This window comes from Microbulbifer mixtoriginis (SeqCode), from assembly GCF_052467705.1.
Genome location: NZ_CP174322.1, coordinates 4,347,123 through 4,372,779 on the forward strand (window position 1 = coordinate 4,347,123; position 25,657 = coordinate 4,372,779).

General features: G+C 47.7%; 22 protein-coding genes. 10 read left to right on the plus strand and 12 right to left on the minus strand.

What is annotated here, in order from left to right; translation table 11 throughout:
- Positions 1-258 precede the first annotated feature (258 nt).
- Positions 259-2,529, plus strand: coding sequence for a catalase/peroxidase HPI (gene katG, locus ACJJIB_RS19025; RefSeq protein WP_444887193.1), 2,271 nt, complete (start codon positions 259-261; stop codon positions 2,527-2,529).
- Positions 2,530-2,607: 78 nt separating this feature from the next.
- Here the strand turns inward: katG and ACJJIB_RS19030 are convergent, their stop codons facing one another.
- From ACJJIB_RS19030 to ACJJIB_RS19040, 3 genes are all read right to left on the minus strand, one after another.
- On the minus strand, positions 2,608-3,045 hold the full coding sequence (locus tag ACJJIB_RS19030; RefSeq protein WP_444887194.1) for a rhodanese-like domain-containing protein: 438 nt from the start codon (positions 3,043-3,045) through the stop codon (positions 2,608-2,610).
- A 294-nt stretch (positions 3,046-3,339) separates the two neighbouring features.
- Positions 3,340-5,550, minus strand: coding sequence for a S9 family peptidase (locus ACJJIB_RS19035; protein WP_444887195.1), 2,211 nt, complete (start codon positions 5,548-5,550; stop codon positions 3,340-3,342).
- A 197-nt stretch (positions 5,551-5,747) separates the two neighbouring features.
- Complete coding sequence (locus tag ACJJIB_RS19040; RefSeq protein WP_444887196.1) at positions 5,748-5,936, minus strand: hypothetical protein; 189 nt, start codon at positions 5,934-5,936, stop codon at positions 5,748-5,750.
- Between the two features lie 405 nt (positions 5,937-6,341).
- On the opposite strand from ACJJIB_RS19040, the gene ACJJIB_RS19045 reads away from it, so the two are divergent.
- From ACJJIB_RS19045 to ACJJIB_RS19055, 3 genes are all read left to right on the plus strand, one after another.
- Positions 6,342-7,001, plus strand: a complete 660-nt coding sequence (locus ACJJIB_RS19045; protein ID WP_252083313.1) for a TetR/AcrR family transcriptional regulator — start codon at positions 6,342-6,344, stop codon at positions 6,999-7,001.
- Positions 6,991-8,253: an NADH:flavin oxidoreductase/NADH oxidase family protein gene (locus ACJJIB_RS19050; RefSeq protein WP_444887197.1), complete on the plus strand. Its 1,263-nt coding sequence runs from the start codon at positions 6,991-6,993 to the stop codon at positions 8,251-8,253. The genes ACJJIB_RS19045 and ACJJIB_RS19050 overlap by 11 nt, the downstream gene beginning before the upstream one ends.
- A gap of 575 nt (positions 8,254-8,828) precedes the next feature.
- On the plus strand, positions 8,829-9,260 hold the full coding sequence (locus ACJJIB_RS19055) for a hypothetical protein (RefSeq protein ID WP_444887198.1): 432 nt from the start codon (positions 8,829-8,831) through the stop codon (positions 9,258-9,260).
- Positions 9,261-9,359: 99 nt separating this feature from the next.
- Here ACJJIB_RS19055 and fghA read toward each other — a convergent pair whose 3' ends face one another.
- The 6 genes from fghA to ACJJIB_RS19085 all read right to left on the minus strand — a co-directional run bounded on the left by fghA (position 9,360) and on the right by ACJJIB_RS19085 (position 14,409).
- Positions 9,360-10,223, minus strand: a complete 864-nt coding sequence (gene fghA / locus ACJJIB_RS19060) for an S-formylglutathione hydrolase (RefSeq protein ID WP_444887199.1) — start codon at positions 10,221-10,223, stop codon at positions 9,360-9,362.
- Between the two features lie 12 nt (positions 10,224-10,235).
- The gene (locus tag ACJJIB_RS19065) at positions 10,236-11,369 is read right to left on the minus strand and encodes an S-(hydroxymethyl)glutathione dehydrogenase/class III alcohol dehydrogenase (protein WP_444887200.1); all 1,134 of its coding nucleotides are present in this window, start codon (positions 11,367-11,369) and stop codon (positions 10,236-10,238) included.
- 153 nt (positions 11,370-11,522) lie between these two features.
- On the minus strand, positions 11,523-12,569 hold the full coding sequence (locus tag ACJJIB_RS19070) for an AraC family transcriptional regulator (RefSeq protein WP_444887201.1): 1,047 nt from the start codon (positions 12,567-12,569) through the stop codon (positions 11,523-11,525).
- A gap of 188 nt (positions 12,570-12,757) precedes the next feature.
- On the minus strand, positions 12,758-13,333 hold the full coding sequence (locus ACJJIB_RS19075) for a PhnA domain-containing protein (RefSeq protein WP_444887202.1): 576 nt from the start codon (positions 13,331-13,333) through the stop codon (positions 12,758-12,760).
- A gap of 165 nt (positions 13,334-13,498) precedes the next feature.
- Entirely contained in the window at positions 13,499-13,915 is a 417-nt protein-coding gene (locus tag ACJJIB_RS19080) for a CBS domain-containing protein (protein WP_252083319.1), read from the minus strand.
- Between the two features lie 65 nt (positions 13,916-13,980).
- Positions 13,981-14,409 carry an Hsp20/alpha crystallin family protein gene (locus tag ACJJIB_RS19085; protein ID WP_252083320.1) on the minus strand — a complete coding sequence of 143 codons (429 nt, stop codon included), beginning with the start codon at positions 14,407-14,409 and terminating at the stop codon, positions 13,981-13,983.
- Positions 14,410-14,788: 379 nt separating this feature from the next.
- On the opposite strand from ACJJIB_RS19085, the gene ACJJIB_RS19090 reads away from it, so the two are divergent.
- Positions 14,789-15,226 carry a host attachment protein gene (locus ACJJIB_RS19090; protein ID WP_252083321.1) on the plus strand — a complete coding sequence of 146 codons (438 nt, stop codon included), beginning with the start codon at positions 14,789-14,791 and terminating at the stop codon, positions 15,224-15,226.
- A 100-nt stretch (positions 15,227-15,326) separates the two neighbouring features.
- Here ACJJIB_RS19090 and yihG read toward each other — a convergent pair whose 3' ends face one another.
- On the minus strand, positions 15,327-16,232 hold the full coding sequence (yihG, locus tag ACJJIB_RS19095) for a 1-acylglycerol-3-phosphate O-acyltransferase, YihG family (protein WP_252083322.1): 906 nt from the start codon (positions 16,230-16,232) through the stop codon (positions 15,327-15,329).
- A gap of 122 nt (positions 16,233-16,354) precedes the next feature.
- A complete protein-coding gene (locus tag ACJJIB_RS19100) occupies positions 16,355-17,929 on the minus strand; it encodes a dipeptidase (protein ID WP_444887203.1) in 1,575 nt (524 codons plus the stop codon).
- Between the two features lie 291 nt (positions 17,930-18,220).
- On the opposite strand from ACJJIB_RS19100, the gene ACJJIB_RS19105 reads away from it, so the two are divergent.
- The 5 genes from ACJJIB_RS19105 to ACJJIB_RS19125 all read left to right on the plus strand — a co-directional run bounded on the left by ACJJIB_RS19105 (position 18,221) and on the right by ACJJIB_RS19125 (position 24,864).
- Positions 18,221-18,886 (plus strand): hypothetical protein, encoded by a 666-nt coding sequence (locus tag ACJJIB_RS19105; RefSeq protein WP_252083324.1) that lies wholly within the window; start codon positions 18,221-18,223, stop codon positions 18,884-18,886.
- A gap of 272 nt (positions 18,887-19,158) precedes the next feature.
- A complete protein-coding gene (locus ACJJIB_RS19110; RefSeq protein WP_444887204.1) occupies positions 19,159-19,770 on the plus strand; it encodes a cytochrome b in 612 nt (203 codons plus the stop codon).
- A complete protein-coding gene (locus tag ACJJIB_RS19115; protein WP_252083326.1) occupies positions 19,767-20,333 on the plus strand; it encodes a YceI family protein in 567 nt (188 codons plus the stop codon). Before ACJJIB_RS19110 ends, ACJJIB_RS19115 begins: the two co-directional genes overlap by 4 nt.
- A 635-nt stretch (positions 20,334-20,968) precedes the next feature.
- On the plus strand, positions 20,969-21,943 hold the full coding sequence (locus ACJJIB_RS19120; RefSeq protein ID WP_444882770.1) for an FHA domain-containing protein: 975 nt from the start codon (positions 20,969-20,971) through the stop codon (positions 21,941-21,943).
- A 431-nt stretch (positions 21,944-22,374) separates the two neighbouring features.
- The gene (locus ACJJIB_RS19125; RefSeq protein ID WP_444888947.1) at positions 22,375-24,864 is read left to right on the plus strand and encodes a protein kinase domain-containing protein; all 2,490 of its coding nucleotides are present in this window, start codon (positions 22,375-22,377) and stop codon (positions 24,862-24,864) included.
- A gap of 8 nt (positions 24,865-24,872) precedes the next feature.
- On the opposite strand, the gene ACJJIB_RS19130 is transcribed toward ACJJIB_RS19125, so the two are convergent.
- Positions 24,873-25,367: a hypothetical protein gene (locus ACJJIB_RS19130; RefSeq protein ID WP_444887205.1), complete on the minus strand. Its 495-nt coding sequence runs from the start codon at positions 25,365-25,367 to the stop codon at positions 24,873-24,875.
- Positions 25,368-25,657 lie beyond the last annotated feature (290 nt).

The following is a 25,657-nucleotide window of genomic DNA, read 5'->3' on the forward strand; positions in this document are numbered from 1 at the left end:
CAAAGACACAGGTGATTAGCACCTATAAAATCACGATAGATAAAAAAGGATAACGTCCAATATCGCCCCCCAAAAACCACCTAGCCAATATTATTTATTTATCATCTACTGGAAATAAAACTCTTTCTCAGCTGCTTGGTCCGACAAAGCTCGCAAAAATTACGTCGCCAATATAGGCTATATACCTCTTTAAATTCGTAAGAAAGACCAAATTAAAAAGCTGTAATCTGCATTCCTTATCGTATGGAGATGATTGCAATGCGTTTCTATAGAGCTTCACTCGGTACCGCTCTTTTCATCACACTGTCATTATTGGCGTCAAATATGTATTCTGCTGAGGAGGAGGTAGTGACCGATCCCGTCACCCGCCAGGGCCCTAAGGACTTCCAACCTAAATCAAACCAATTCTGGTGGCCCAACCAGCTGGATCTGCGCCCCTTGCGGCAACACTCCCCAAAGTCTAACCCCATGGGAGGAAACTTTAATTATGCCGAGGCGTTTAAAACACTGGATCTCAAAGCAGTAAAGAGTGACATTGAAACGCTGTTAAAAACTTCCCAGGAGTGGTGGCCTGCGGATTATGGGCATTATGGCCCCTTTATGATCCGAATGGCCTGGCACAGCGCAGGTACATACCGGGTTAACGACGGACGCGGAGGCGCAGGGGGGGGGCAGCAGCGATTCGACCCTCTGAATAGTTGGCCAGATAATGCCAATCTAGATAAAGCACGGCGCTTGCTGTGGCCTATCAAGCAGAAATACGGCGCCAATCTATCCTGGGCTGACCTAATGGTGCTCACTGGCAACGTTGCTCTTGAATCCATGGGATTTGAGACCTACGGCTTTGCCGGTGGCCGTATAGACGATTGGGAGCCAGATCTGGTTTATTGGGGCCCGGAAACAAAGATGCTGGCCGATGAGCGCTACACCGGTAATCGCCAGTTAGAAAGACCACTGGCGGCCGTTCAGATGGGATTGATTTATGTAAACCCAGAGGGTCCTAACGGTAATCCTGATCCCAAGGCTGCGGCTATCGACATTCGTGAAACCTTCGCCCGCATGGCCATGAACGATGAAGAAACGGTTGCTCTGATCGCTGGTGGCCATACTTTTGGCAAGGCTCATGGCGCGGTAAAAGCCGATTGCTTAGGCCCAGAACCCGCAGCAGCCCCAATTGAGCAACAGGGACTGGGCTGGAAAAACAAGTGTGGTAAGGGTAATGCCGATGACACAATGACCTCTGGGCTTGAAGGGGCTTGGTCGGCCCTTCCAATTAACTGGAGCCAACAATACCTGGATAATTTATTCAAGTTTAACTGGGTAAAAACCAAGAGCCCCGCTGGTGCAGTACAGTGGGTCCCCGATGATCAAGCTGCGGCCAACTTGGTGCCAGACGCCTTTGATAAAAACAAGCGGCATGCACCAATCATGTTTACCACCGATTTATCTTTAAAGTTTGATCCCAGTTACCGGGAAATTGCCAAGCGCTTTCAGGAAAATCCTGAGGAATTTAAACGCGCTTTCGCCAAGGCATGGTTCAAGCTGACTCACCGCGATATGGGCCCTCAAGCGCGTTATCTGGGTGTGGAAGTTCCCAAAGAGGATCTGATCTGGCAAGACCCAGTACCAAAAGTCGATCACCCTCTAATAGATGACAATGATGTCGGCCAACTTAAAACGAAAATCCTCTCCTCAGGCCTTACCGTGCCTGAGCTGGTAAGAACGGCCTGGGGCTCTGCTTCAACTTTTCGCGGCTCAGATATGCGTGGAGGAGCAAATGGCGCACGTATACGGCTGGATCCCCAGAAACAATGGCCAGTCAATGACCCAGAGGAACTTGCCGAGGTTCTAGCACAGCTAGAAAAAATTCAGCAAGAGTTTAACAGTGCCCAATCTGGGGGTAAGAAAGTCTCTCTCGCCGACCTTATTGTTCTCGGTGGCACTGCCGCTGTTGAGAAAGCAGCTGCGGATGGGGGGCAAAAGATCAGCGTTTCTTTCAAGCCCGGTCGTACCGATGCAAGCCAGCAACAGACTGATGTTAATTCCATCGCCATGCTTGAGCCCACAGCCGACGGCTTTCGCAATTATTTCAACAGTAATAATAGCCGTACACCTACCGAGATGCTGGTGGACCGCGCCAGTCTGTTGACCCTCACTGTACCGGAAATGACGGTTTTGATTGGCGGTATGCGCGTGCTGAACGCCAATACTGATGGATCGAAAAACGGCGTCTTTACCGATAAACCAGGAACACTCACTAACGACTTTTTTGTCAACTTACTAGACATGTCCACAGTATGGAAAAAATCCGATAAAGCAGAGGGGGTTTATGAGGGTAGCGACCGCAAAACCGGTAAGGTAAAGTGGACGGCAACCCCTGTGGATCTAATCTTTGGCTCGAACTCTGAGCTCAGAGCAGTCGCTGAAGTCTATGCCTTCAATAACTCTCAGCAGAAATTCGTGCAGGATTTTTCTAAAGCCTGGACTAAGGTAATGAATCTGGATCGTTTTGACACAGCTAGTCAGTAAATGGTTCTTACGATAATTACTTCAAGGTAAACCAGCATATCAGCCGGTTTACCTTGTCTCTTTTACCCACATCAAACTTTAATCCAAGTTTGCAAAAATTATTTCTCCTTCAATAAATTTCAACTGGTGCGATGATATAACTCTGACATCCTTATAGCCGACTGCAAATAATTTATTTGCCAATCTTTTTGCCCGTGTGCCACTTTTGCAGTAAACCAATACCATCTCGTCAAGACCTATTGTTAAATGCTCTCTCATTTCATCGAAATCACCTAGAGGGACATTAATTGCACCGTTTACATGTCCAGCCTCAAACTCCCCCACTGTTCGCGCATCAACTAGAGTCAATAGGGATTGGTCCTGCATATAAGCAGATAGTAGTTCTGCTTCAACTCCCACCATTTCGCGACTTACTTCCTGTGACGGCATCTCTTTTTCAGTTCCAACACCAGCACATCCAAAAAAACTTATCAATGCAGCTAATACAATAAATCTACCACCAATTCTATTCCACATAATTCACCCTAACCCAATATATTCCTGAACAGATCTACCAAAAATTACTTAGTAGCTTATTTGCACTCTCAATTTCCTCAAACAACATAACCCATGAGAAAGAAAGTAAACAAAAAATATCAATCACCAAAAATGATTGAACACCATATGAGACAAATAGAGATGTTCTTGGGATGATTGGAGACTTGGTACAAAAAATGTAGAAGGGATAAGAATGATATCAGTACTTCACTGATCAAACCCCAAGCTTTATTTACCTGGGGACCTGATATACAGAAAATAATATAACTAAAATCAGCTGTCTTTACGTAAATGTCGATCAAAGAAATCTCTGATCATTGTGTACTGGTGAATCCGAGTTTGTTTACCGCGCAAACTATGCTTCTTGCCAGGGTAGGTCATCAATTCAAACTGCTGGCCATTATCCTGCAGCTGTTTGATCAGTCGGGTGGTGTTAGTAAACAAGACATTATCATCCGCCATACCGTGATAAATCAACAGGGAGCCCTTAAGTCCCTCAGTGTACGGAAAAACTGATGAAGCCTGATAGGCATCCGCATCGTTATCGGGGCTCCCCATATAACGCTCAGTATAATGGGTATCATAAAGGGACCAATCGGTAACAGGAGCACCGGATACACCTGCCTTAAAATAGTCACCCGCTTTAAACATACTCATAAGAGCCATATAGCCCCCATAACTGTGCCCAAAGATACCAATATTCTCACTATCAACAAAAGGTAGTGTGCGCAAGAATTTCACTCCAGTAACCTGATCTTCAACTTCAGGGCTACCCATATTTTTAAAAATGGGGTTCTCAAAAGTCGTTCCGCGGTTAGCAGAACCTCGATTATCCAGAGAAAAAACGACATACCCTTGCTGGGCCATAAACTGGTTAAAGGCTTTATCCCAGCTATTGGTAACTACCTGAACATGGGGTCCACCATAGACATAAACCATAACCGGGTAACGCTTTGATGCATCAAAATTAGCTGGCTTATAAAGTCGATAATTAAGCTGGTGTCCCAGAGGGGATTCAATGGTACCGAACTCAGGAGTAATCCAATCAGCTTTGTATGGGTGTAAAGGGTGCCCATTAATAACCGCATTTTCTTCCAGCCAGGTCGTTAGTTCGCCACTGGCATTATGCAAGCTTACTTGAGGCGGGGTATTTACACTGGAAAATTTATCGATATAACCCGAGGCATCTTGGGAAAACTCGATATCATGCATTCCCTTCTTGCTAGAGATACGTTGTATCTTTCCATCCCCATTGAATGGCGCTCGATACAAATGTCGCTCTATCACAGTATCTTTACGCCCGGTGAAATACACCAAGCCCTGATTCTCATCAATCGCTTCAACTTCATCCACTACCCAGTCACCCTGAGTGATCTGGTTCAACAATTTACCACTTAGATCATAGAGATAGAGATGTTTAAAACCATCTCTATCTGAAGACCAGATAAATTGATCTTTATTCTCCAAGAAGTGAAGATCATCACTCAAATTTACCCAGGTATCACTGGACTCAATCAACAGGGTATTACCAGTGTTCGTCTTCAGATCAAAAGCACGCAACTGCAACTTCTGTTGATTGCGGGACTGCCATTGATAAGTCAGTAGATTATCGCGCGCCCACTGCACGCGAGGAATATAAATATCCTGCTCATTACCAAGGTTTACCCAGCGGGATTTACCGGTTTCTACATTCAGAATGCCCAGCTGAATTTTTACATTCGCTCTCCCTGCGGCGGGATAGCGTTGCTGAATCAGGTCAATGCGATCAGCATAGATTTCACTGCGAGTCACCTTATCCACCGGAGACTCATCCACCTGCAGAAAGGCGATATGACGGTCATCTGGTGACCACCAGTATCCGCTCATGCGCCCCATCTCTTCCTGAGCAACAAATTCGGCCATACCATTTTTAATAGGCCCGTGGCCATCATTGGTTAATGCACGCTCTTTACCATTCTTTAGGTCAACAACAAAAATATCCTGGTCGCGAATAAAAGAAACATAACGCCCTTTAGGGGAAACCCGCACATCGGTTTCGAAAGTTTCAGTTTCAGTTAAGCGCCGCGCGGATTTACTATCCAGGCCGTAGTAATAAACATCTCCAGCTAACGGAAATAACAGGGACTTACCATCTTCCGACCAGCTGTATTCCATAATGCCACTACCATAAATTCGCTGGCGCTCGCGACGGGCTTTTTCTTCATCGGACAATTCCTCATGACCACTGTGCAGGCTATCGGAATTCACCAGGATACGGGACTCTTTATCGGCAATGTTATATTCCCACAAATCGTAACGGTTATAGTCTTCATCGCGCCCCTTCAGAAAAGTTACCCGACTACCATCGGGAGAGTACTCAAGGGCACGGGGCGCTGTGCCTCCAAGGGCCGGATCGGAGAATATTCGCTCAATAGTCAACGTATCCGCGGAACAGAGTCCCGCAAAGGTTGTACAGCTAAGTAGGGCAAGCAGTTTTCTTTTCATAGAAGGGCTCTTTGTTTTAGTGTTTTATGCTAGGCGCAAATCTGCGTTAAGAAAGGCGTTAAACCACTTTCTCTGCAAGCAACAAAGTCCTTGAATTCTACAATGTAACCTTCAGATAACGGAGGGCATCGAGCTCTCTTTCTGAATTTAACAGAGTGACAATCAAACCTTCTGCAATTGTCTTACTTTACCGTCATTTACTCTGCATCATCGATATTCGCAGTGCCTGAAGACAATCTTGGGGCTGGCTTTTGGCGAAACAAAATCAGTAAGAAGAACCAACTTACTTCTTCTATTAAAACAGTTCTCACCTCCTTCCATAACAATTTGCCGCCAAAGATATCCAGGTCGCAGCTCTTCCCAGTTTCCACCGCGAACTCAATCACAATCGATCCATTTACTTATCTAACTCTGAGGGAGACTCTATAGTAGGAGCAGGCAAGTTGATAGAGGAACCATCTGAGTATGCGGCGATGAAAAGAGTAGCGCCCCGGCCAAACCAGGTAATTGAAACCAAAAATAACCAATTAAAGAGCACAAAAAGCCTTATATTGATTCAAAATCCCTGAATAAATTTTATTTTGAAAGAGTATTTTCGATTTCAGTAAACTATTGTGTGTGGCCAATGATTAATAGGTCGTCGGGGCCAATCTCCCCATAAATCTCCCCATATGAGTAACCTTTTCCTGATCCCTAGCCTAGAAAATACCAAAACAAAACACTCCCTCTTGCATTCCAAGACGATCGGTCATATATTGACCACCAGTTAATAGACGACCGGTCTAATATTCATGGCTCGACCACGTAAAAGCGAAAACACCAAAGAAGCACTGTTAGAAGCAGGCACCGCGATGCTGACCAGCCAGGGATATCACGGCACTGGTATCAAGCAGGTCTTGGATGCAGTTGGTGTACCCAAAGGTTCGTTCTACAACTATTTCCCCAGTAAAGAGGCCTTCGTAGCCAGCATTATTCACCGCTACGGCCAGCAGATTGATGCGGAACTAGCGCAGACGATAATAAACCTGGATCAGGCACCTGGCTTGATCCAGCTCTGGTGCTGCTTTCATAACCGTGTTCAAAACAAAGTAAAAGTTGGTCAGTCTTGTGCCTGTCTACTCGGAGCGATGTCGGCCGAGGTAGCCCAGGCCAGTCCTCTTTGCCGTGAAGCCATTGAGTCTGTAGAGCACAGGTGGCTGGAAAATCTTCAGTCGATATTACATTTGGCACAAGATCAAGGAGATCTACGCAGTGACGTCCCCGCCGATAACCTTGCGACACTGTGTTATAGCGTTTGGCAGGGCAGTATTCTGCAATACCAGGTATCCGGTGATCCCAATGATTTACTCAGACAGCTACGGACGTTTTTTAGCACCTTGGTGACGCAACAAGGGGCACAAACACTGGCCAGTATTAAAACTTACAGGCAGGACATTCATTTTGAAAAATAGTATCAACGCCTTAAAAAACACCGATCGAGATTCACCTCTCGCTCGTCCACTGAGTATTCTGCCGGGAACCAGTGTTAAAAACCGCTTGTTTAAATCTGCTATGAGTGAGCAATTAGCGGATCCCAATCATGCCCCCACCGAGGAGCTGATTCACTTATATCACACATGGTCAGAGGGAGGCACAGGTTTACTGGTCACCGGCAACGTCATGGTTGATCGAACAGCTCTGGGTGAGCCGCGGAATGTGGTATTAGACGAGAAGTCGGACCTTTCCCTTTTCCGGAAATGGGCCCAAGCTGGACGCCAAAACGGTACACAAATCTGGATGCAATTAAATCATCCAGGCAAGCAAACACCCAACTTTTTAAGCACCGAACCCGTCGCACCTTCTGCAATTCCATTGGCTAATGGCTTAGAGAAGACGTTCAACCGCCCGAGAGAACTCACTGAAAATGAAATAGTAATTATCATTAAAAAATTTGCCTGGGCCGCAGCACAGGCGAAAGAATTTGGATTTACTGGGATTCAGATACATGCTGCTCATGGTTATCTGATTAATCAGTTTCTATCCCCTCACCAAAATCGGCGAAATGATCAGTGGGGAGGTACCTTAGAAAATCGCTTACGATTTTTACGCGAGGTGTATAGCGCTATTCGCGAAGCGGTTGGTGAAGATTTTCCGGTAGGCGTAAAACTCAATTCAGCAGATTTTCAAAAAGGTGGATTCAGTGAAGAAGAATCCATGCAGGTTCTGAAAGCCTTACAGGATGAAGGTATTAACTTAATTGAAATCTCCGGCGGCAACTATGAAAACCCAAGTATGGTTGGTGCCAATGTGAAAGAAAGCACTATCAAGCGAGAGGCCTATTTTCTCGATTATGCAGAAAAAGCCCGTGCACAGTTGCAAATTCCTGTCGTAGTCACCGGTGGCTTCCGTTCCGCAGCTGCCATGGAGGCCGCCCTTGTATCAAATGCCGTGGATATGATCGGCCTAGCCCGCCCATTAGCGGTTGACCCACGGCTATCGCACAAACTGTTATCGGATGGCAACCATAAGATAACATTGAAAAAGCTCACCACAGGTATTCCCAGACTGGATTTTATGGCTATGCTGGATGTCACTTGGTACGAACAACAGCTGGCCCTTATTGGCAAAGGAAAGCCAACGAAACCAAATATGAGTGCTTGGACCTCAGTATTAAAAACGCTGACTGCTGTCGGATTGCTTTCTTTTCAGAGGCGACGAGCCTGATAAAACTTTATTGCGCCTAGGAAACTATAGTTCCTCACCGTAAATCACAGCAGATAAGTGAGACAATACAAAGACGTACCGTCGCCGGCCAAAACCAGGGCGAGTACGTGGAAAACAAGTATTTTTAAAAGCCTGTAACAACATTTTTCTTATCAGATTATGACTTTTCTACAGGTCTTTGAGACTGAGGACAACTTCCTAACGCGTCAGAAAAATAGGTCTCTCCAGCTGCCGAGGAGACACTGTGCACCCTAAAATAAAACCCGAAAATCTGCTCTCTATTTCTCCTCTATAAATCGCCATAGAGCTATAAAATCACTTTATTTTTTAGGCCCTTATCCCATCATCAAGCCATAGATCATAGTAAAAATAATCTGGGTAGACCTCTACGCATATATAAAAACACAGGTTTCAAGAGTAACTTATTTAGGTAAAAAGAAAATATCCTGTAAAGGCCCCTAAGAAAGAAACACCTTAATGAATTGATTGACCTTAACAATTGTTTACTCTGCTTAACCGACGTTAGTAAAGGGCAAAGGTCATACTGGAAACGAATGACTCACAGGATAACAACAATGAAGGCTAACCTCCTCTCTACTATGGGAGCTTCCCTGCTCATCTTCGGCTGTAGCTCCACGCCTAAGGTTCCCACTAACGAATCTTTTGTTGCTGATATCACTGAACTAGGACACAAACGCTTTGTATATAAGGCAAGCCTGGGGGCAGCGCCCCATAACGATGGAAGCCACAGCAGTAAACATAACGGTGGCCCCGGAATGGGCGGTAAGGGTAAACCAGCAAGGGGCAAACCCAGCTCTGGTAAACCTGGCCACAGTCAATCAAACTCAGGCGATATTAAGAAAATGGCAATGGCGAGGGTGGAACTCCTCATAAATGAAAATGGATTCTGTTCTAACGGCTGGTTCCCGATTGAACAGACTTTCGAGAAAGGCCGGGCAGAGATTCACGGTGAATGTCGTGCAGTTGCCGCTCAATCAGATAGGTGAAAGACACCCAGGTAAGCTCGATAAAAAGCTCATGTATTACAACCGGGCAATTATAAAGTGCCCGGTTGCAGCGCAGCTCTAAACGATATGACAGCAGCTTTAGGCAGGAATTTTATCGTTACTCAAGAGGTAATCCGCATGGAAACGCAGGTGTTCCTCAATAAATGAGGCGATAAAGAAGTAGCTATGATCATATCCAGCATGGTGCTCCAGTCGCAGAGGATAGCTACAAGCTTCGGCGGCCATTTGCAGGGCCTCGGGTCGTAACTGCTGCTCAAGGAATTGATCTTCATCGCCTTGGGAGACCAGTATCGGGAGGTGCGTTGTCGCTCGCCCTACTAAAACACTCGCATCGTAACCTTCCCAGCAGGTTGTATCCGCGCCCAGATATGCACCAAACGCTTTCTCTCCCCAGGGGCAAGCGATCGGATTACAGATCGGACTAAATGCTGAAACTGAGGTATATCGCTCAGGGTTACGCAAGCCAATAACCAGGGCGCCATGACCTCCCATGGAATGACCACTGATGGCGCGCTTCTTACTTACCGGAAAATGCCCTTCAATTAGGGCCGGTAATTCAGCCGCTATGTAGTCATACATACGGTAGTGTTGCTTCCAGGGTTCTTGAGTGGCATTCACATAGAACCCTGCTCCCTGGCCAAGGTCGTAGGAGGGATCATCGGCAACATCCTCTCCACGAGGGCTGGTATCTGGTATGACCAGCACAATACCCAGCTCTGCAGCCATACGCTGGGCGCCCGCTTTCTGGCTAAAATTAGCATCGGTGCAAGTCAGGCCCGATAACCAATAAAGCACCGGATAGCGATGCCCTTCTTCGCTGTCTGTACCCTGAGGCAAAAAAATAGAAAACTGCATAGTGCAATTCAACACAGCGGAGCGGTGCCGGTATTCTTGTTGTAAGCCATCAAACGATCTGGTGCTACTGACAAGCTCAATTGACATAGGTTATCCCACTCAAACGTTTTCGTAATGAATGACGCTGCGAATACTCTTGCCTTTGTGCATCAAATCAAAGGCCTCATTAATATTATCCAAGGGCATCTTGTGGGTAATAAAGTCATCCAACTTAAATTCCCCGGCCAGATAGCGCTCGACATAATCCGGAAGTTCAGAGCGACCTTTCACTCCTCCAAATGCAGTGCCGCGCCACACCCTACCAGTAACCAACTGGAAGGGGCGCGTGCTGATTTCCTGACCCGCACCGGCAACGCCAATAATTACAGACTCGCCCCAACCTTTGTGGCAGCACTCCAGCGCAGACCGCATAGTATTTACATTACCAATACATTCGAAGGAGTAATCCACTCCACCATCGGTAAGGTCGACAATGACTTCCTGGATGGGTTGTTCATAATTTTTGGGGTTAATACACTCTGTCGCACCGAGTTTTTTTGCCAGGGCAAATTTATCTTCATTGATATCAATGCCAATAATACGCTCAGCACCCGCCATCTTGGCCCCGATAATTGCCGATAGGCCAATTCCACCCAAGCCAAAGATTGCCACGGTTGAACCCGCTTCTACCTTAGCGGTATTCCTCACCGCTCCCATCCCCGTAGTGACACCACAACCAAGAAGACAAACTTCCTCAAGCGGCGCCTCGGGATTAATTTTCGCCAGGGAGATTTCCGGTAATACCGTATACTCAGAAAAAGTGGAGGTGCCCATATAGTGATAGATGGGCTTTCCATTGATCGAAAAACGCGTGGTGCCATCCGGCATCAAACCCTTACCTTGGGTTGCTCGAATTTTTTGGCAGAGGTTCGTTTTGCCAGACAAACAAAACTTACATTCGCCACACTCGGGGGTATATAGCGGGATAACATGATCCCCAACCGCCAGGCCGGTAACTCCTTCACCCACCGACTCCACAACACCCGCTCCCTCATGGCCAAGGATCGCAGGGAAGACACCCTCAGGATCCTCCCCCGAAAGTGTGAAAGCATCGGTATGGCAGACCCCGGTAGCCGTCAGCTTGATACGTACCTCGCCTTTTTGCGGCGGCATCACCTCAACTTCCTCGATAGAAAGCGGCTCGCCCGCTTTCCAGGCCACAGCGGCTTTACAGCGAATCGTCTCTGCACCCATGGTGTTATTCCTTACTAGTCGTTGTTTCAATCAACAGGTGCCCAGCATAGCCTGCCAGTATTTATGAGGCAAAAAGGGAAGGACAAAATAGGATACTGAAATGAGGCGGGACACTGCCGGGTAAATACCCTTTGAAAAACCTAGAAGTAAAAATCAATGTTGTAGCTTGCGCCATTGTAAGGGGGAATTCCCATGCACAGTGCGAAAAGCTTTGGAGAAGGCACTGGTATCGGTATAACCAAGGCTCGCCGACAGTAGAGCAATATCAATATTTGAGGACCGTAAATGCCATCGAGCCGTTTCCATGCGCGCTTCTTGTAAAAGCTGCTTGAAAGAGGTGCCGGCAGCACGTAAATGGCGCTGCAAAGTACGAACAGGGGTATCCACCAGTTGGGCAACCTGTGCCAGGTTATGCTGTTGGGCCCCTAATGTCTGCAAGATCAGCGTCCGCACTTGACTCGCTATATCCCCCCTTTGCCCCTGAATGAGCAACTGGGTAAATTCCTCAAAATATTGCACCAATCCCTCACTAGCCGCATTCAAAGGCCTTTCTAACACTTCAGCATCAAACACGAGACAATCATATTCCTGGGCAAAAAATACCTCAGCTTCAAAGTACTCACGGTAACGCTGGAGTGAAGAAACCGGTACATGGCAAAAATGCACTTGGCGCGGGCGAATATCCGCTCCAGCCAACTCCCTAAATAGCCTGCAGGCGGCGCCCAAGGCCAGCTCGCTGTACTGCTCAGCAACTCCAAGCCCTTCATAATGGCTAATGCGATAAGCGTAGAGTCTGCTATCGCGCTCAATTATTCGCCAGTGATCAGCCTGGTTGTGTAATACCATGTAGCGGTGGCTGGCACTCAGCGCGGCATCCAGGTCTTTCTCTTTGAGCACCAACTTACCCAACACTCCAAGCATACGCAGGCCCTGCTGCTCCGCCAGCCGCAAGCCAAAGTCATTGCATTGCAGCTCACGCACACACAGGTTTAACAAGTCGATCAGAGTAGAGATTGGAATCAAGATATCCGGGCGACGCATACAATCCGCGGGTAGGCCAACCTCAGCGAGCAAATCCGAAGGTATTCCGCCCAACTGGGGAACCAGAGTGTTGAAACCCGCGAGGGTGCCGCTGCGAATTTCATAGGTGGGGCTCATCAATCCATCTCCACTGCCTGTCACAGCTACAACCACGGCCATAGCCAGGCGCACCAGCTAGCATTGGGATCTACGGCCAAAGCCAGGCGGTTAAAGTCCTAGGGAAGTATCCCAGGGATGATAACAGGGCAAATTTATTCCAGTAATCTTCACAAGACTGAAATGTGATAGGAAACCACCCTTCCCTTCGTAAACTAGTCCTGTATCTAAAGCTGGCAATCAATAGAGTTTCAACCAATTTTCTTGACGAACTTAGTCAGGATAACGATACGCTGCCCCTCGACACGCCCTTCAATGTGTTCTGGGTTATCCGTTAAACTGATACCACGAACTGCAGTACCGCGCTTGGCCACCAAACTGGCCCCTTTTACATCCAAGTCCTTGATAATGGCCACACTATCACCTGCCTGTAGCTGCACGCCGTTGCTGTCGCGGTGAACAAGAATGTCGCCCGCTTGAGGTAGTGCACCGGCTTGGGCCCAGTTAAGAAGATCGTCATCCAGGTAAAGCATGTCTAGTAAATCCTGCGCCCAGGTTTCCGTAGACAGGCGCTTGAGAAGCCGCCAGGCCAAAACTTGCACCGCCGGCTCTTGGCTCCACATGCTGTCAGATAAACACTGCCAATGAGCGCTGTCGAGTTCGGCTGGATTGTTCAGCTGATCGCGGCAGGTCTGGCACAGGAGTAACTGGCCCTCCGTCCCGACAGGGGACTCCGGCAGTTCATAAGCTTCCAAATTATCCTGAGCTTTGCAGAGTTCGCACTGACCACCACTGCGCTGAAGCAGCTGTTCCTGACTGACCGCCATGGATTACCTCAAAAAGTGCGGAGTATACGCCCTCACTCGCTAATTCGTGCAACCCTACCAGAACCTATGAATCAATAAGAAAGTAAAATAAGACTGGGCCCCATCGGAGAATTCTCCTCACAGGGCCCAGAAAATAAGTTAAGCCCCATAATGGGGCTACGGAAACTAGTGGTGAGCCGAAACCGCAGAGGCGAAGTGACCACCCTGCTTACTGGCAATGGCTGAGGTGATATCGCCGAGACTGAGAATGCCGACCATGCGCTTCTCACTATTTAGAACTGGCATTCGCCGTAGCAGCTGCTGTTCCATTTTGTGTACCGCGGAGAGTAGGTCATCCTCTTCCCAGCACCACTCAATGCCCTCAGTCATTACATCACGGGCAGTTAGGGAAGAAAGATTGCCTCCCTGCACAACACCGCGACATACGATATCTCGGTCGGTCACCATACCCACTAATCGATCGTTTTCACCGATGGGAACCGCTCCGATATCCTCGTCCCGCAGGATTTTTGCCAATTCCTGTAGAGAGGTATCTGGTGTACACCAGGTCACACCCTGGTGCATTGCCTGTTTCACTTTCATTGCTTTACCTCAACTAATACTGAAAACATACTTTTAAAGCGACGGAAGCCCGTCGCATGAAAAAATCAGTGCACTTCGATACGCTTTCTCTGTGGCGGATGTCCCTCGTGTCTGGGGACAGTCAGAGTCAGAATGCCATCTTTGAAATTCGCATCAATTTCATCTTCTCGAACATCCTCCCCCAGATTAAAACTACGCAGGAATTTGCCATAACGGCGCTCTTGTCGCAGAATCCGACCATCTTTTTCTTCCTTGATCTCGCGATGTACTTCCGCCTCTAGGGTTAAAACTCCATTCTCCAAAGTGATATTGATATCATTCTTACCAACACCTGGCAGTTCGGCACTGATTTCATATTTATTTTTCCGTTCACTCACGTCGATACGTGGCGAGAAAAATCCCTCCCTTTCACTGCCGATAGCGCGGCCAGGTGACAACATCTGCTCAAACATATTATCCAGATCCAGCAGGGAACCTCTGGGTATCAGACTCATACTTACAACCTCCATCTACCGCTATGTCGCAAGAGGCGCAAGCTAGACCCATGGATCCGGCTTGCGCCTCTCACATCTTGATTTCATTCTAGGTAATCTCACGCCATTCGGTAGGAATATGTGCCTGCAATAACCATCACAAAAGGCATAAAGACAACTGTGAATATTTAGATTTCATCTATTTAGAAAATCTATAACGCTCTACGAAATGAACCGAAAAGCATCGCAGGCAAATCCCACTCTTCTATCCACAATTAACTCTCCAATATTCTGGAAAATGAAAAAAAAATCAGATAGTTACCCAATTAAATCCAGACAGATAGTGGATGGCGCTGAAATTAACTAGGATAAGAGAGAGTAAAAGAATGAGGATACGCTCATGGCTTTAGCATGGGTTCTTGTGGCCAACCAATCGCAAGCCAGAATATTTGAAGCACAAAAACGCGCCGGCAACCTCCATGAAATTCAAGCCCTACTCCATCCAGAGTCCCGACTATCAGGACGCGAAATAGATAGCGATGCACCTGGACGCAGCTTCGACAGCTACGGCCAGGGCCGCCATGCGATGGGAAATTTTGCAAATCTACACCGCCGCAGTGGTGAAGATTTTGCCAGGAAAATTGCCCATACACTGGAGCGTGGGCGCCAAGAAGGCCGCTTTGAAAAGTTATATATTGTGGCTGAACCCTATATGGTGGGGAGCTTGCGCGATGCATTGAAAACGCCCACTCGTGCCACCGTTGCCGGAGAGACCGGTAAAAACCTGGTCGACAGCCAGCCAGATGAAATTCGTGCTCAGCTACCCATCTGGCTTTGATTGATTCCTCATTGAGGAAATCTGTTGGGAAGGCGGGGCTGAAAAAACAGCCCCTCAAGCCTTCTTAAGTAGCATTCGCCATAAAAATAGCCTGCGCCTCTTAAGCCCCTTTAGAATCACTCAATAAATTTCCAATCAATTGATCCTTATCCTGCCAAAGTTTATACACCCAATGATTAAATTCAGCACGAAATACCTGGTCATTCATATAATCAGCCGTGAAAAATTTATCTGGTATGCGAATCTGCTCCACCCGAACGACTACGCGCTTCACTTTTCCCGCAAGGAAATCCGCAAATGATGGGATACCATCTGGGTAGACAATGGTTACATTTAACAGGCGGTTAAGTTGCTCCCCCATACTTTGCATGGCAAAAGCAATACCACCAGACTTGGGCTTGAGCAAATAGTTAAAAGGGGAACCCTGCCTATCATGCTTTTCCTGAGTAAAACGCGTACCTTCAAGGAAATTCATAATACTGGTGGGAATTAATTTAAAGCGCTCACAAGCCTTTTTGGTTGATTCCAGATCTTTGCCGCGCATTTCCGGATGCTTCTCCAAATATGCCTTGCTATAACGCTTCATAAATGGAAAATCCAGAGCCCACCAACAGATCCCCATTACAGGAACCTTGATAAGCTCCTGCTTGATAAAAAATTTCAGGAAAGGGATTTTTCGGTTAAAAATTGACTGTAGTACAAAGATATCCACCCAACTCTGGTGATTGGAGGTTACCAAATACCAGCCATCTTTTTTCAGCTCCCCTCCAATTTTCACATCCCACTCTGTCTTTTGCGTAAGTTTCATCCAGCCTTTATTCATGGTAATCCAGGCTTCAGCAATCGACATAAAAATGGACGTGTAGATTTTGCGCAGCGCTGAAAATGGAAAAATCAATCGCACTACAACAAAAAACAAAATGGGAATAAAGCAAAGGATCGTGCTGATGACCAGCAACACCGAAGCCAATATCAACAACACTGCCGAGGGAAGAAAATTTAACATCTTATGCTTCTAAAATAGTGGTAAAAGAGATTCCTAACGGACGCCTGAGAAAACCGTTTTTACATAGTAAACTCTGGCGCCCACATTCTTATTCTTATTCAACAACTCGCAGATTCACCAGCCTAGAGGTTAGCCACCTCAATCATCATCGCCGTATACATTTTTAGATTCAGCCGAAACTGTTCAACGGTAATAAATTCATGTTCCGAATGCCCGGAATAAGCAACTCCAGGCATAGAGGGCCCAAAACTCACAGCATTAGGTAATAGCTTGGCATTGGTGGAACCACCAATCGCGACCGGCTCAGCCTTTTCCATACCGGTGAAATGACGAAAAACTTCTAGCAAAGGTTTTACATGAGGAGCATCGTCTACTCGGTAGGGATTCCCCAAAATCACTTTTGTATCTGCCAATGTGATACCCGAAAGTTCCTGCCACTCGGCCAAGGTAGAGTCAATCTCCTTTTCTAGCTGCGGGGCTGTTTTACCTGTGGGGCGACGCAGGTTGAGGTGGCTGATCAGTCCAGATTCAGTCTCTTTCACCATGGTGACAGCCGCCGTCATTGGACCCATAAATGCATCGCGATAAGCGATACTGCCAAACTTCTCAGCCAGGACCCCTGTGCCCACCAAGTCATTCAGATAGCGCACCGTCGCACCAGCGTCATTGGCGGGCCAATCGTACACACTGAGCGCATCCGCAAGATAGGCGATCGCATTTACCCCATGTTCAGGCTCTGAGCTGTGGGTAGCCACACCGCGAGCCACTACCTCTAAACTGCCATTACCGCTTTTAAACTCATATGAGACAAGCTTGTTCTGAGCGGCGCGAGCGCGGATAGCCGAAACTAGCTCAGCATTAACATTTCCCAACAACGCGCGCGCCTCATCCGGCACCTGGCTACGAAAATAGCCACCTGAGAAACTTTTTATATAAGGCTTATCGAAGTTCGCTGCCAGTACACCAGCGGTGGTGACCTGCACCTCACTCCAGCCTTTCTCGGCAGTCACTACCGGATAATTAGCGTCGATGGTGATGTTGTAGGCAGGGATAGGATAAGTTTTCAGGAATTCCTTGAGGGGCTCCCAGTCAGACTCTTCCGCCAAATAGATCAGAAGTTCAACCCTGCGCTTCATGGGCACCGCCTGATCCTTAATCGCTTTCATAGCATAAAGGGCCGTAGCGATCGGACCCTTATCATCCTCACTGCCACGGGCAATCAGCTTGCCTGGCTCACTTTCCGCATCCAACATAAACGGGCTTTTCTGCCACTTGGCCGGGTTGGCTGGCTGGACATCCCCATGGGTAACAATACCCACTTTCTCTGCCCCCTCACCCAGGGCAATTACCACAACATGGCCGAAATCCTGATACTCCAGCCCCAGCTCCCGAGCCTTATCCTGTAGAGTGTCCTTGAAGCCTTTAAACTCAGGGTTGCGCTCCAAAGGCAGGTCTTCGCGAGCTACCGTTTCAAAGCGTACCAAGCTCGCTAAGGTCTCAGTCATGGCTTCTTCATATTTTTCAACTGCATAGTCAGAAGTCTCCTGTGCCTGAGAAGACACACCAGCGACAACAGGTGCTGACAGGGTTGCAGAGAGAAACAGCGGTAAAAGAGCATTTCGTAACTTCATAAGCACCCCAGGTAAATAAAAGTGCCATTGTACATCTCCAGCCAATGGCATGACCCACCAATTCATCCCAGTCTCTGTGTTAATAATCTCCAGTCACAGTTTCCTGAGCCGAACCTATACCAGTGCTCCACTGCTAAACTAATACCCTGGCAATGTAATAGGTGTTCCAGACCTCCTCAATCAGCACTACTTTAATATTCCTACAATTGAATAAATCTGGCGATAATTCACGGCTCGATTGGATCATAGCCAGCAAATGTGACTTCACTTATCACTTGCCAAGCCTATAAGCCACTTATTAGTGGTTTTTCAGGGTTGCTAAAATTTGGGGAGCTTAACGCGAGGCTGGAGCAGCGCATGACCACATCCAATGGCAAACATTTCCATCGCAAGCAATGGCTGAGTGTCCAACAGGCCGTCAGCCACTTGAGCGCCCTAGCAGAGGAACCCCTAACCAGCATCCATCTTGCAGATTTAGCCGAGGAAAAGCTCCTCGATCTCTACTGGTATCGTCCGGGGCAGAAACTGACCTTTCTCAATCGCGAGGGGCAGAGGGAATTGATTGAGCCACTGCGCCTGTGCTCAGAGAACCGCAGTGACTGGCGGGCCCTTGTCGGTATCTTGCGACACAGCCCCGCCCTACCCGCTTATGAGCAAGACACCCCTCTACTCGAGGACGCCGAGGGCAATCGCCTGCGAATCACGTTTGACTATCATCAACGCCCTGAGCCCTTCAGTGGCCGCTGGTACCCTAGCCTGGCAGAGCTGGTATTGAAGCGCAGCGACTTGGAGAGGCTAGAGCCACGGCTGTTCTCCAGCCAGGAAACTGAAGACAAACTGGAGCGGCAGTTAATGCTCGACGTGATCTGGCAGCTTGAACAATTAGCCCTGGACCGCGAACATCACTCCACCAGCTGGCTGGCTGAGCAGCTGGCACAGCGATCTACAGCCCTGGACAGAGGGGCCTGCGAGCGGATTCTTCTTGCCGCAGAACGTGAGGGTAATCGGAGCCGCCACCACTAACAGCACAATTATTGCGCTTTCTGTCTCTTTTATTAGTCACCTGAGCTTAATTGATCTCTCTCGCAAAGATTCCCTTCAGCCATTGGTCATAGACAACAAAAACGATACCCTAGCGCCAAGTTATAATCCGCTAACGGGGTGAGTGCGAATGTAGCCTCTCCAGACCTTCTTCAAGCAGAAAGAAAAACCCTGGCGGGATTCGAGGCTAATCAAATCAGCATACTAAAGCCTCATCAATTTACCCGATCAATAAACACACTTGGAGAAAGAGCTTGCAAGCTCGTAACAACCAAAATAACTACGGCTGGGTCGCGATTATGCTGCACTGGCTAATGGCCCCAGCGATCATAGGCCTCTTTGTGCTCGGCTGGTGGATGCGTCAGCTGTCCTATTATGACCCCTGGTATCAGCAGGCCCCCAGCATCCATAAAGGCATAGGTATTTTGCTCTTGATTGCTCTGGTGCTTCGTTTACTGTGGCGTTCAGTGAATATCACCCCCAGGGCTGCCCCAGGAACACCTCGCTGGCAAGCACTCACTGCCAGTGGCATGCACAACCTCATCTACCTGCTTCTATTGGCCATTATGCTATCGGGTTACCTGATATCGACCGCCGATGGACGCCCCATTGATGTATTCGGTTGGTTTAGCGTAGCGGCTACTATCCAAGACATTCCCAATCAGGAAGATATTGCCGGGAGCCTTCACGAAATTCTGGCCTGGACCCTGATCATCCTGGTCAGCCTTCACGCCCTGGCGGCATTGAAGCATCATTTTTTCGACAAGGACGTAACACTTCGCAGGATGCTTGGACTATCTGGCATGCCGACCCGTCCGAATAAGCAAAATACAGTTACAACCACAAAAAAGGAAATCTCCCTATGAAGAAACTCACCGCCCTTCTTTTCGCTGCCCTGCTCGGCACCACAGCCCAAGCGGCGGAATATAAAATCGATACCAAAGGCGCCCATGCCTTCGTCCAGTTTCGCATTAAACACCTGGGATATAGCTGGCTCTATGGACGCTTTGACGATTTCAACGGTTCATTCTTTTATGATGACAAGGCACCGGAAAAATCTACTGTAAACGTCAATATCGACGTAACCAGCCTTAACAGTAATCACGCCGAGCGCGACAAGCACCTGCGCGGTTCCGACTTCCTCCACACGGAAAAATTCCCCACAGCAACCTTCAAAAGCACCAGCTTTGAACCAACAGAAGACGGAAAGGCACTGCTGAAAGGTGAGCTAACCCTACGTGGGGTTACCAAGCCGCTAACTATCGACGTTACCAATATTGGGGGCGGTAAGGACCCCTGGGGTGGCTACCGTCAGGGCTTCAGTGGCACTGCAGAGTTTGATCTGAAGGATTTCGGTATCGACTACAATCTGGGCCCAGCCTCCCAGAAGGTTGAAATGATTCTGGATATTGAAGGCATCCGTATCTAAACCTATTTAGAAACTCTTATTCCTTTGACAGCCCGATTTATAATAAATTGGGCTCCTATCCCTCAAGTACCCATTTAACACCACTTGGCAGAAACTGCCGCAAAAATGGCATTTTTAAGCGCTAGCAGATCCATTAGATTAGTGCCAAATGGCTTTCAGCTCCCTAAAGCTAATTCTTAAAGAATCTCTCGGCTCTCGCTAAATACTGGGGAAAAGACATCTGGCAGCTAGCCCAGATGGCAGTAAAGAAACTGAAAGCACTTAAAATTTTAACCAGTTCACAATTAGTAAGCACAAACTATTACGCTACTTTTGACGACAGCAAAGTTTTTCAGTGAAAATAGCAACCATTAGTAGTAGCAGTGATTACAATCATTCCACAGTAGGTATAAAGAACCTCAAACTTATTTACAGCCAGACCCCTAGTGAGCGCCCACTTCTCCCTTAGAGGGGGAAATAGCCAAACTCTCTTGGCCTTGTAGAGCGAATCTCAAAGAATCTGGACAATAGCACTTGTAGGTTACTTTTTATTGCTGCCGAGTGAGCAATCCCATCTGCAGCATTGAACTGCCAACAATTCTGGCAAGCAGCTCTAGCTCAGCGCCCGACGCAACCCGGAGAAAAAGGACAAGATAATGGCTTGCTTACAGCATCCAGATAGGGACCAACCCGTATACCTGATGGCACACCACACCATCGGCCGCCGTCAAGGAGCCGTGGATACCCGTATCACCAGTGCCGAAATCTCTGGTATTCACGCGGCCATTCAGTGGACCGGCACGCATTGGAATATTCGCGATCTTAGTCGCAATGGAACCTGGCTAAATGGCCAGCAACTGGTTCCAGCCAAGAGCTACCCATTGCAAACCGGCGACAAGATCTGTTTTGGGCGAGTCAATAACCCCGCTTGGATTGTCGAGAATCTCGATGCCCCGGAAAACTTATTGATTGACCTGAAGACTGGTGAGGCCCAGCTACTGGAGCAATACCACCTACTGCCGGACGAGAGCGAGCCCCTCGCCAGCTTGCATTTCAGCCCCGTTACCGCCCAATGGCAATACGAGTTTACCGGTAGTACCGGCGAAGGGGGCAGCAAAAGCATGGTCAATCATGGGGATCGTATTGATTGCGGCCTGCAGAGCTGGCAACTGTTTCTCGCCGACAACCAAGGGGCAACCAAAGAACTCTCTTTACAGCAGTTATCCATTACAGATTTCGGCCTGCGCTTCTCTGTCAGCTCCCACGAGGAACATGTACAACTGCAGCTGCAGCGAGAGGGTATGAAGCAGTCCCTGCCCGCACGAATTCACAACTACCTGCTGCTGTACCTGGCTCGAGCACGCTTCCGTGATATGCAAAACGACATGGATATAGATTCCCAAGGCTGGGTTTCCATCCAGGTAGCCACTCACGAACTGGGCATCACCGTCAACCACCTGAACACCCAGATTTTCCGCGCACGCAAGCAGATCTCTGAATCCTTGCCAGATGCCGTAGATACCTCAAACTTAGTAGAGCGACGCTCCTGGGAAATTCGCCTGGGCTGCCACCAGTTTGAAATCTATAAAGGCACTCAACTGGAGGCGAAGACCGAGCTGCAGGAAGCGTAAGGTCTTATCGCTATTCGTAGCTCAAAAGAATCGATCCGTACGTATAGCAGTCACGCTTAAAGTACGGATCTTATGCCCCCCTTTGTTCGCCTTTATAAGCAGCAAAGCCATTCATGTCACATGTGACTTTCCGTCAGGGTGAACTCACCTTAGATTTTAGAGTACTGAAACTCCAGCGCTTTTCCTCTGAAAATAAAGACTTTGTAGACGTTAGGCAGTCTCTTTTTGCAACCGATAGCAATCCAAAAGAAATGGAATAACGTGAACCATTTCCTCTGAAATGGAGACAGATAGCTTCACGAAAATGTACTATCGGGTAGAATCCCCTATCCATCCGAAAAGAACTAAATACAATGGACGTAGTTGCGCTGGAGAAAACTGAGGTATATCAAGGTCGCTATAGGGTAGAGCGCACCCTTGGCGCCGGTGGTATGGGTGTTGTCTATCTGGCTGAAGACGTAAAGCTGGGGCGCAAAGTCGCCATCAAGCAGCTGCGCTCAGACATGACAGGCAACTCCGCCGAAGCCCGTTTTCGTAGCGAAGCACAATTATTAGCCAGACTGAACCACCCCAACATTGTACGTCTGTACGATGTCCTGGAGGAAGACCATAATATCGCCCTGGTCATGGAATTGGTTGAAGGCGTTACCCTCAAAGAGTGGATGCGCGAGCACAGCGCCACACTGGCTGAAAAGCTCGACTTGCTGATGCAGATTTGCCAAGGACTCGGCAAAGCCCATTGCCTGGGAATTATCCACCGGGACTTAAAGCCTGAGAATATCCTTGTCACCAATGATGGCGTAGCCAAAATTACCGATTTCGGAATCGCCAAAGCCCTAGACTGCGACCAGCAACTTACTAGGGAAGATCATATCGCCGGCAGCGTGCAGGCCATGTCTCCCGAGCAGTTACAGGGCACCCCCCTGGATGCCCGTAGCGATCTGTTTAGCCTAGGCAACATCGCCTATGAATTACTTTGCGGAAACAAACCCTTTGAGCGCGGCGATAAAAACGCACTCGCGTTTGCCCAGCAGATTACGAGCAAGCCCCATATTCCGCCGCAACAAGCTTGGCCAGAAATTCCCAAGCCGTTAGCCGCGCTATTAGACCGGCTTTTGGGCAAACGCCCAGAACAGCGGCCAGAATCCGCAGAAAGAGTCTATGAGGCTCTCGAACTGGTGAGAAAGCATGGCATTGATGCGAATACCCAGCAATATTCTGAAACTGTTACTCAGCTTCTAATTAGGCCTCGTAGAAAAAGAGGTCTAATTTTAACAACGCTAACGGGAGTGGTCCTTCTTGGGGTATGCGCACTTTGGGGGTGGCGAACGTTTATGCAACCATCACCACAGTATATCGCTGTTCTCCCAGTAGAACTAAGCGGCGAGGTCAATGGTGGTGAAGATGCAAAAGTTCTAATTAAAGCAATGGTTCGCCAAGCTTTACTCAGTGCCCCCTCTCGACTTAAGTCCAGCGCACTAGTCAGCTTTGAAGCAAGAGGGGAATCTAACTTAGATCAACAACTACAAAGCCTCAAAGATAAAGGGGTAACCGACGCCCTTCGCGCCCGCCTGGCTTGCGTGCAAACTCGCTGTAATATCGAGCTTCAAAAAATCCAAGTTGAGGACAACCAAATCAGAGAGCAGACTAATTTTGTATTTCTCAGCAACGAACCCCAAGAGGCTCAGTATACTATCCGCAATAGTACACTTGAACTTTTCGCCTCTAGTTATCGTAGCGAATCCACTGCAGAAGTAAGAATGAGGCCAGCTGATTACAATAGCTACCTTGAGATTCTTGCAAAACGCAGTAAAGCTGAGCCAATGCAATTCTCAGACCTTGACTTAGTTGAAGAATTAATTGCAAGGTACCCGAGAAACCTAAACCTCTACTCTCTATATGCATGGGCTGCTTCTAAAAAGTTCATAGCAACCAACAACAGTAAACTTCTCACCAAAGCCTTACGAGTGCTCTCAAGTGCAGATGTTTCTAACACAGAACAAGCAGCAATACTTGAGGCTAAACTTTTAATTCAGTCTCTAGGGCTTGATCTAGATGAAGATAGTTTTACCTCAACACTGAAAAAATTGCAGCGAAGAGGATACCCTTCAGCACATATGCTAGCTCAATTCTCTCGCTTTCTATATATGACGGGAGATTACTCTAAGGGGCTAGCTTTTGCAGAACAAGCAGCAGCCTTACATCCATCCTCGCTAAATATGCACCTTATTGCCATTAATCACATGGCGACCGGAGACTACGTATCAACAAGAAAAGTTTTATTAAACCTGATTAATGAATCTCCAGAATACTGGCCAGCCTATGCTGTGTTAGGGACAATTGAGCTAGAAAGCGGCAATCTAGATCTTGCAGAGAAAGCCATAAAAGCTATTCCCGCCAATGCCCGAAGCTGGCGCACAACCTCCAATCTGGGAATAATTTCCTTTTTTAAAGGAAACTACACTGAAGCACTAAATGTTTATCAAGATGTCTTAAAGGCCTCTCCAAATAATATTCAAATGCTTGGCCAAATAGCTGAAGTCTATTCAATGCTCTCTGATCAGGCTAACGCAGAAAAATATTATGAAAAAATAATAAACCTTACCAGTAATGCCTCTAGCAACTCTAGCTTAGTCGCTCGGCAATATCGTGCACAGGCTCTAGCTAACTTGGAAGCAACTTCGGACTCGATTGCTTTGATAATGGATTTACTGAGAGAATCACCAGATGACACCTATGTAAAATACACAGCAGCGCAAGTTTATGCTCTTGCCGGAGAGTGGCAGTCTGCTAATTACCACCTAGAACAATTGCTAGCCCAAGGAATGGGAGAAGAGTGGTTTTCACTCCCCCCATTTCAGCAGCTCTGTGTTCAACCCCAGGCCTCAAAAACTGTAATCAACTCTATTTGTCAAAATTAGAGTTTTCATCAGTTCTCAGCTGGCGGTAATGGGTCAACCCCTGCTCTCGGATCACCAGAAACAAAATGCATCCCAGTTACAGGGTCCACACACATCCACAGAAAATTAAAACGATCCGGGATTCGATCATGATCCCGGATTTTAATAACCAGCTTTGTGTAATCTCCATCTACTTCCCTTGCACGCGCACGGAATTGATGACGGAAATCTGGAGTTAATGCGATAATACCGTCCAGCTTATGACCTTGCTTGTAGCGAACGAATTCCAACTCACGCCCAGAGACTTCAGATAGGTCCAGGGTGATTTTTAAGGTAAGTACACCGCCCTTATGGGTTTTAAAAAGCATATTACCAAAATGCTCTTCTGGATTATCAGCATTAAATAGCGGCCAGTACTGCGGCTCACCATCTTTTTGCTCTCTGGGCCGCAAAACCAGATCCAGCTTCAAGCCCTCTTCAGGTACCTCGCACTCGAGTACGGGTAAATCGGCACAAGTGCTCATCGTTCATCCCCTTGTAAGCATTTGTTATTTGGTGTCATCCTAAGACGTTTTTATTCGTGTAAAATACGTCTGTGACTGCGTCATGATAACCAGTTCAGCTCTGAAAAAAAGCCGGCAGTATAGCCACTGCCGGCCCGGAATGATGGTCCCAACCATCGACGGTTACAACAACACTATCAAGAGCAAAATTTGGCATCCGTGCCTCGGGCAAGCTCATCCACAAGGTCCGACTAAGACTCTGCACCCGTCGGTTCCAGCTTGTCCGCTCAGCTTGCGCTGATTCTTCCCGC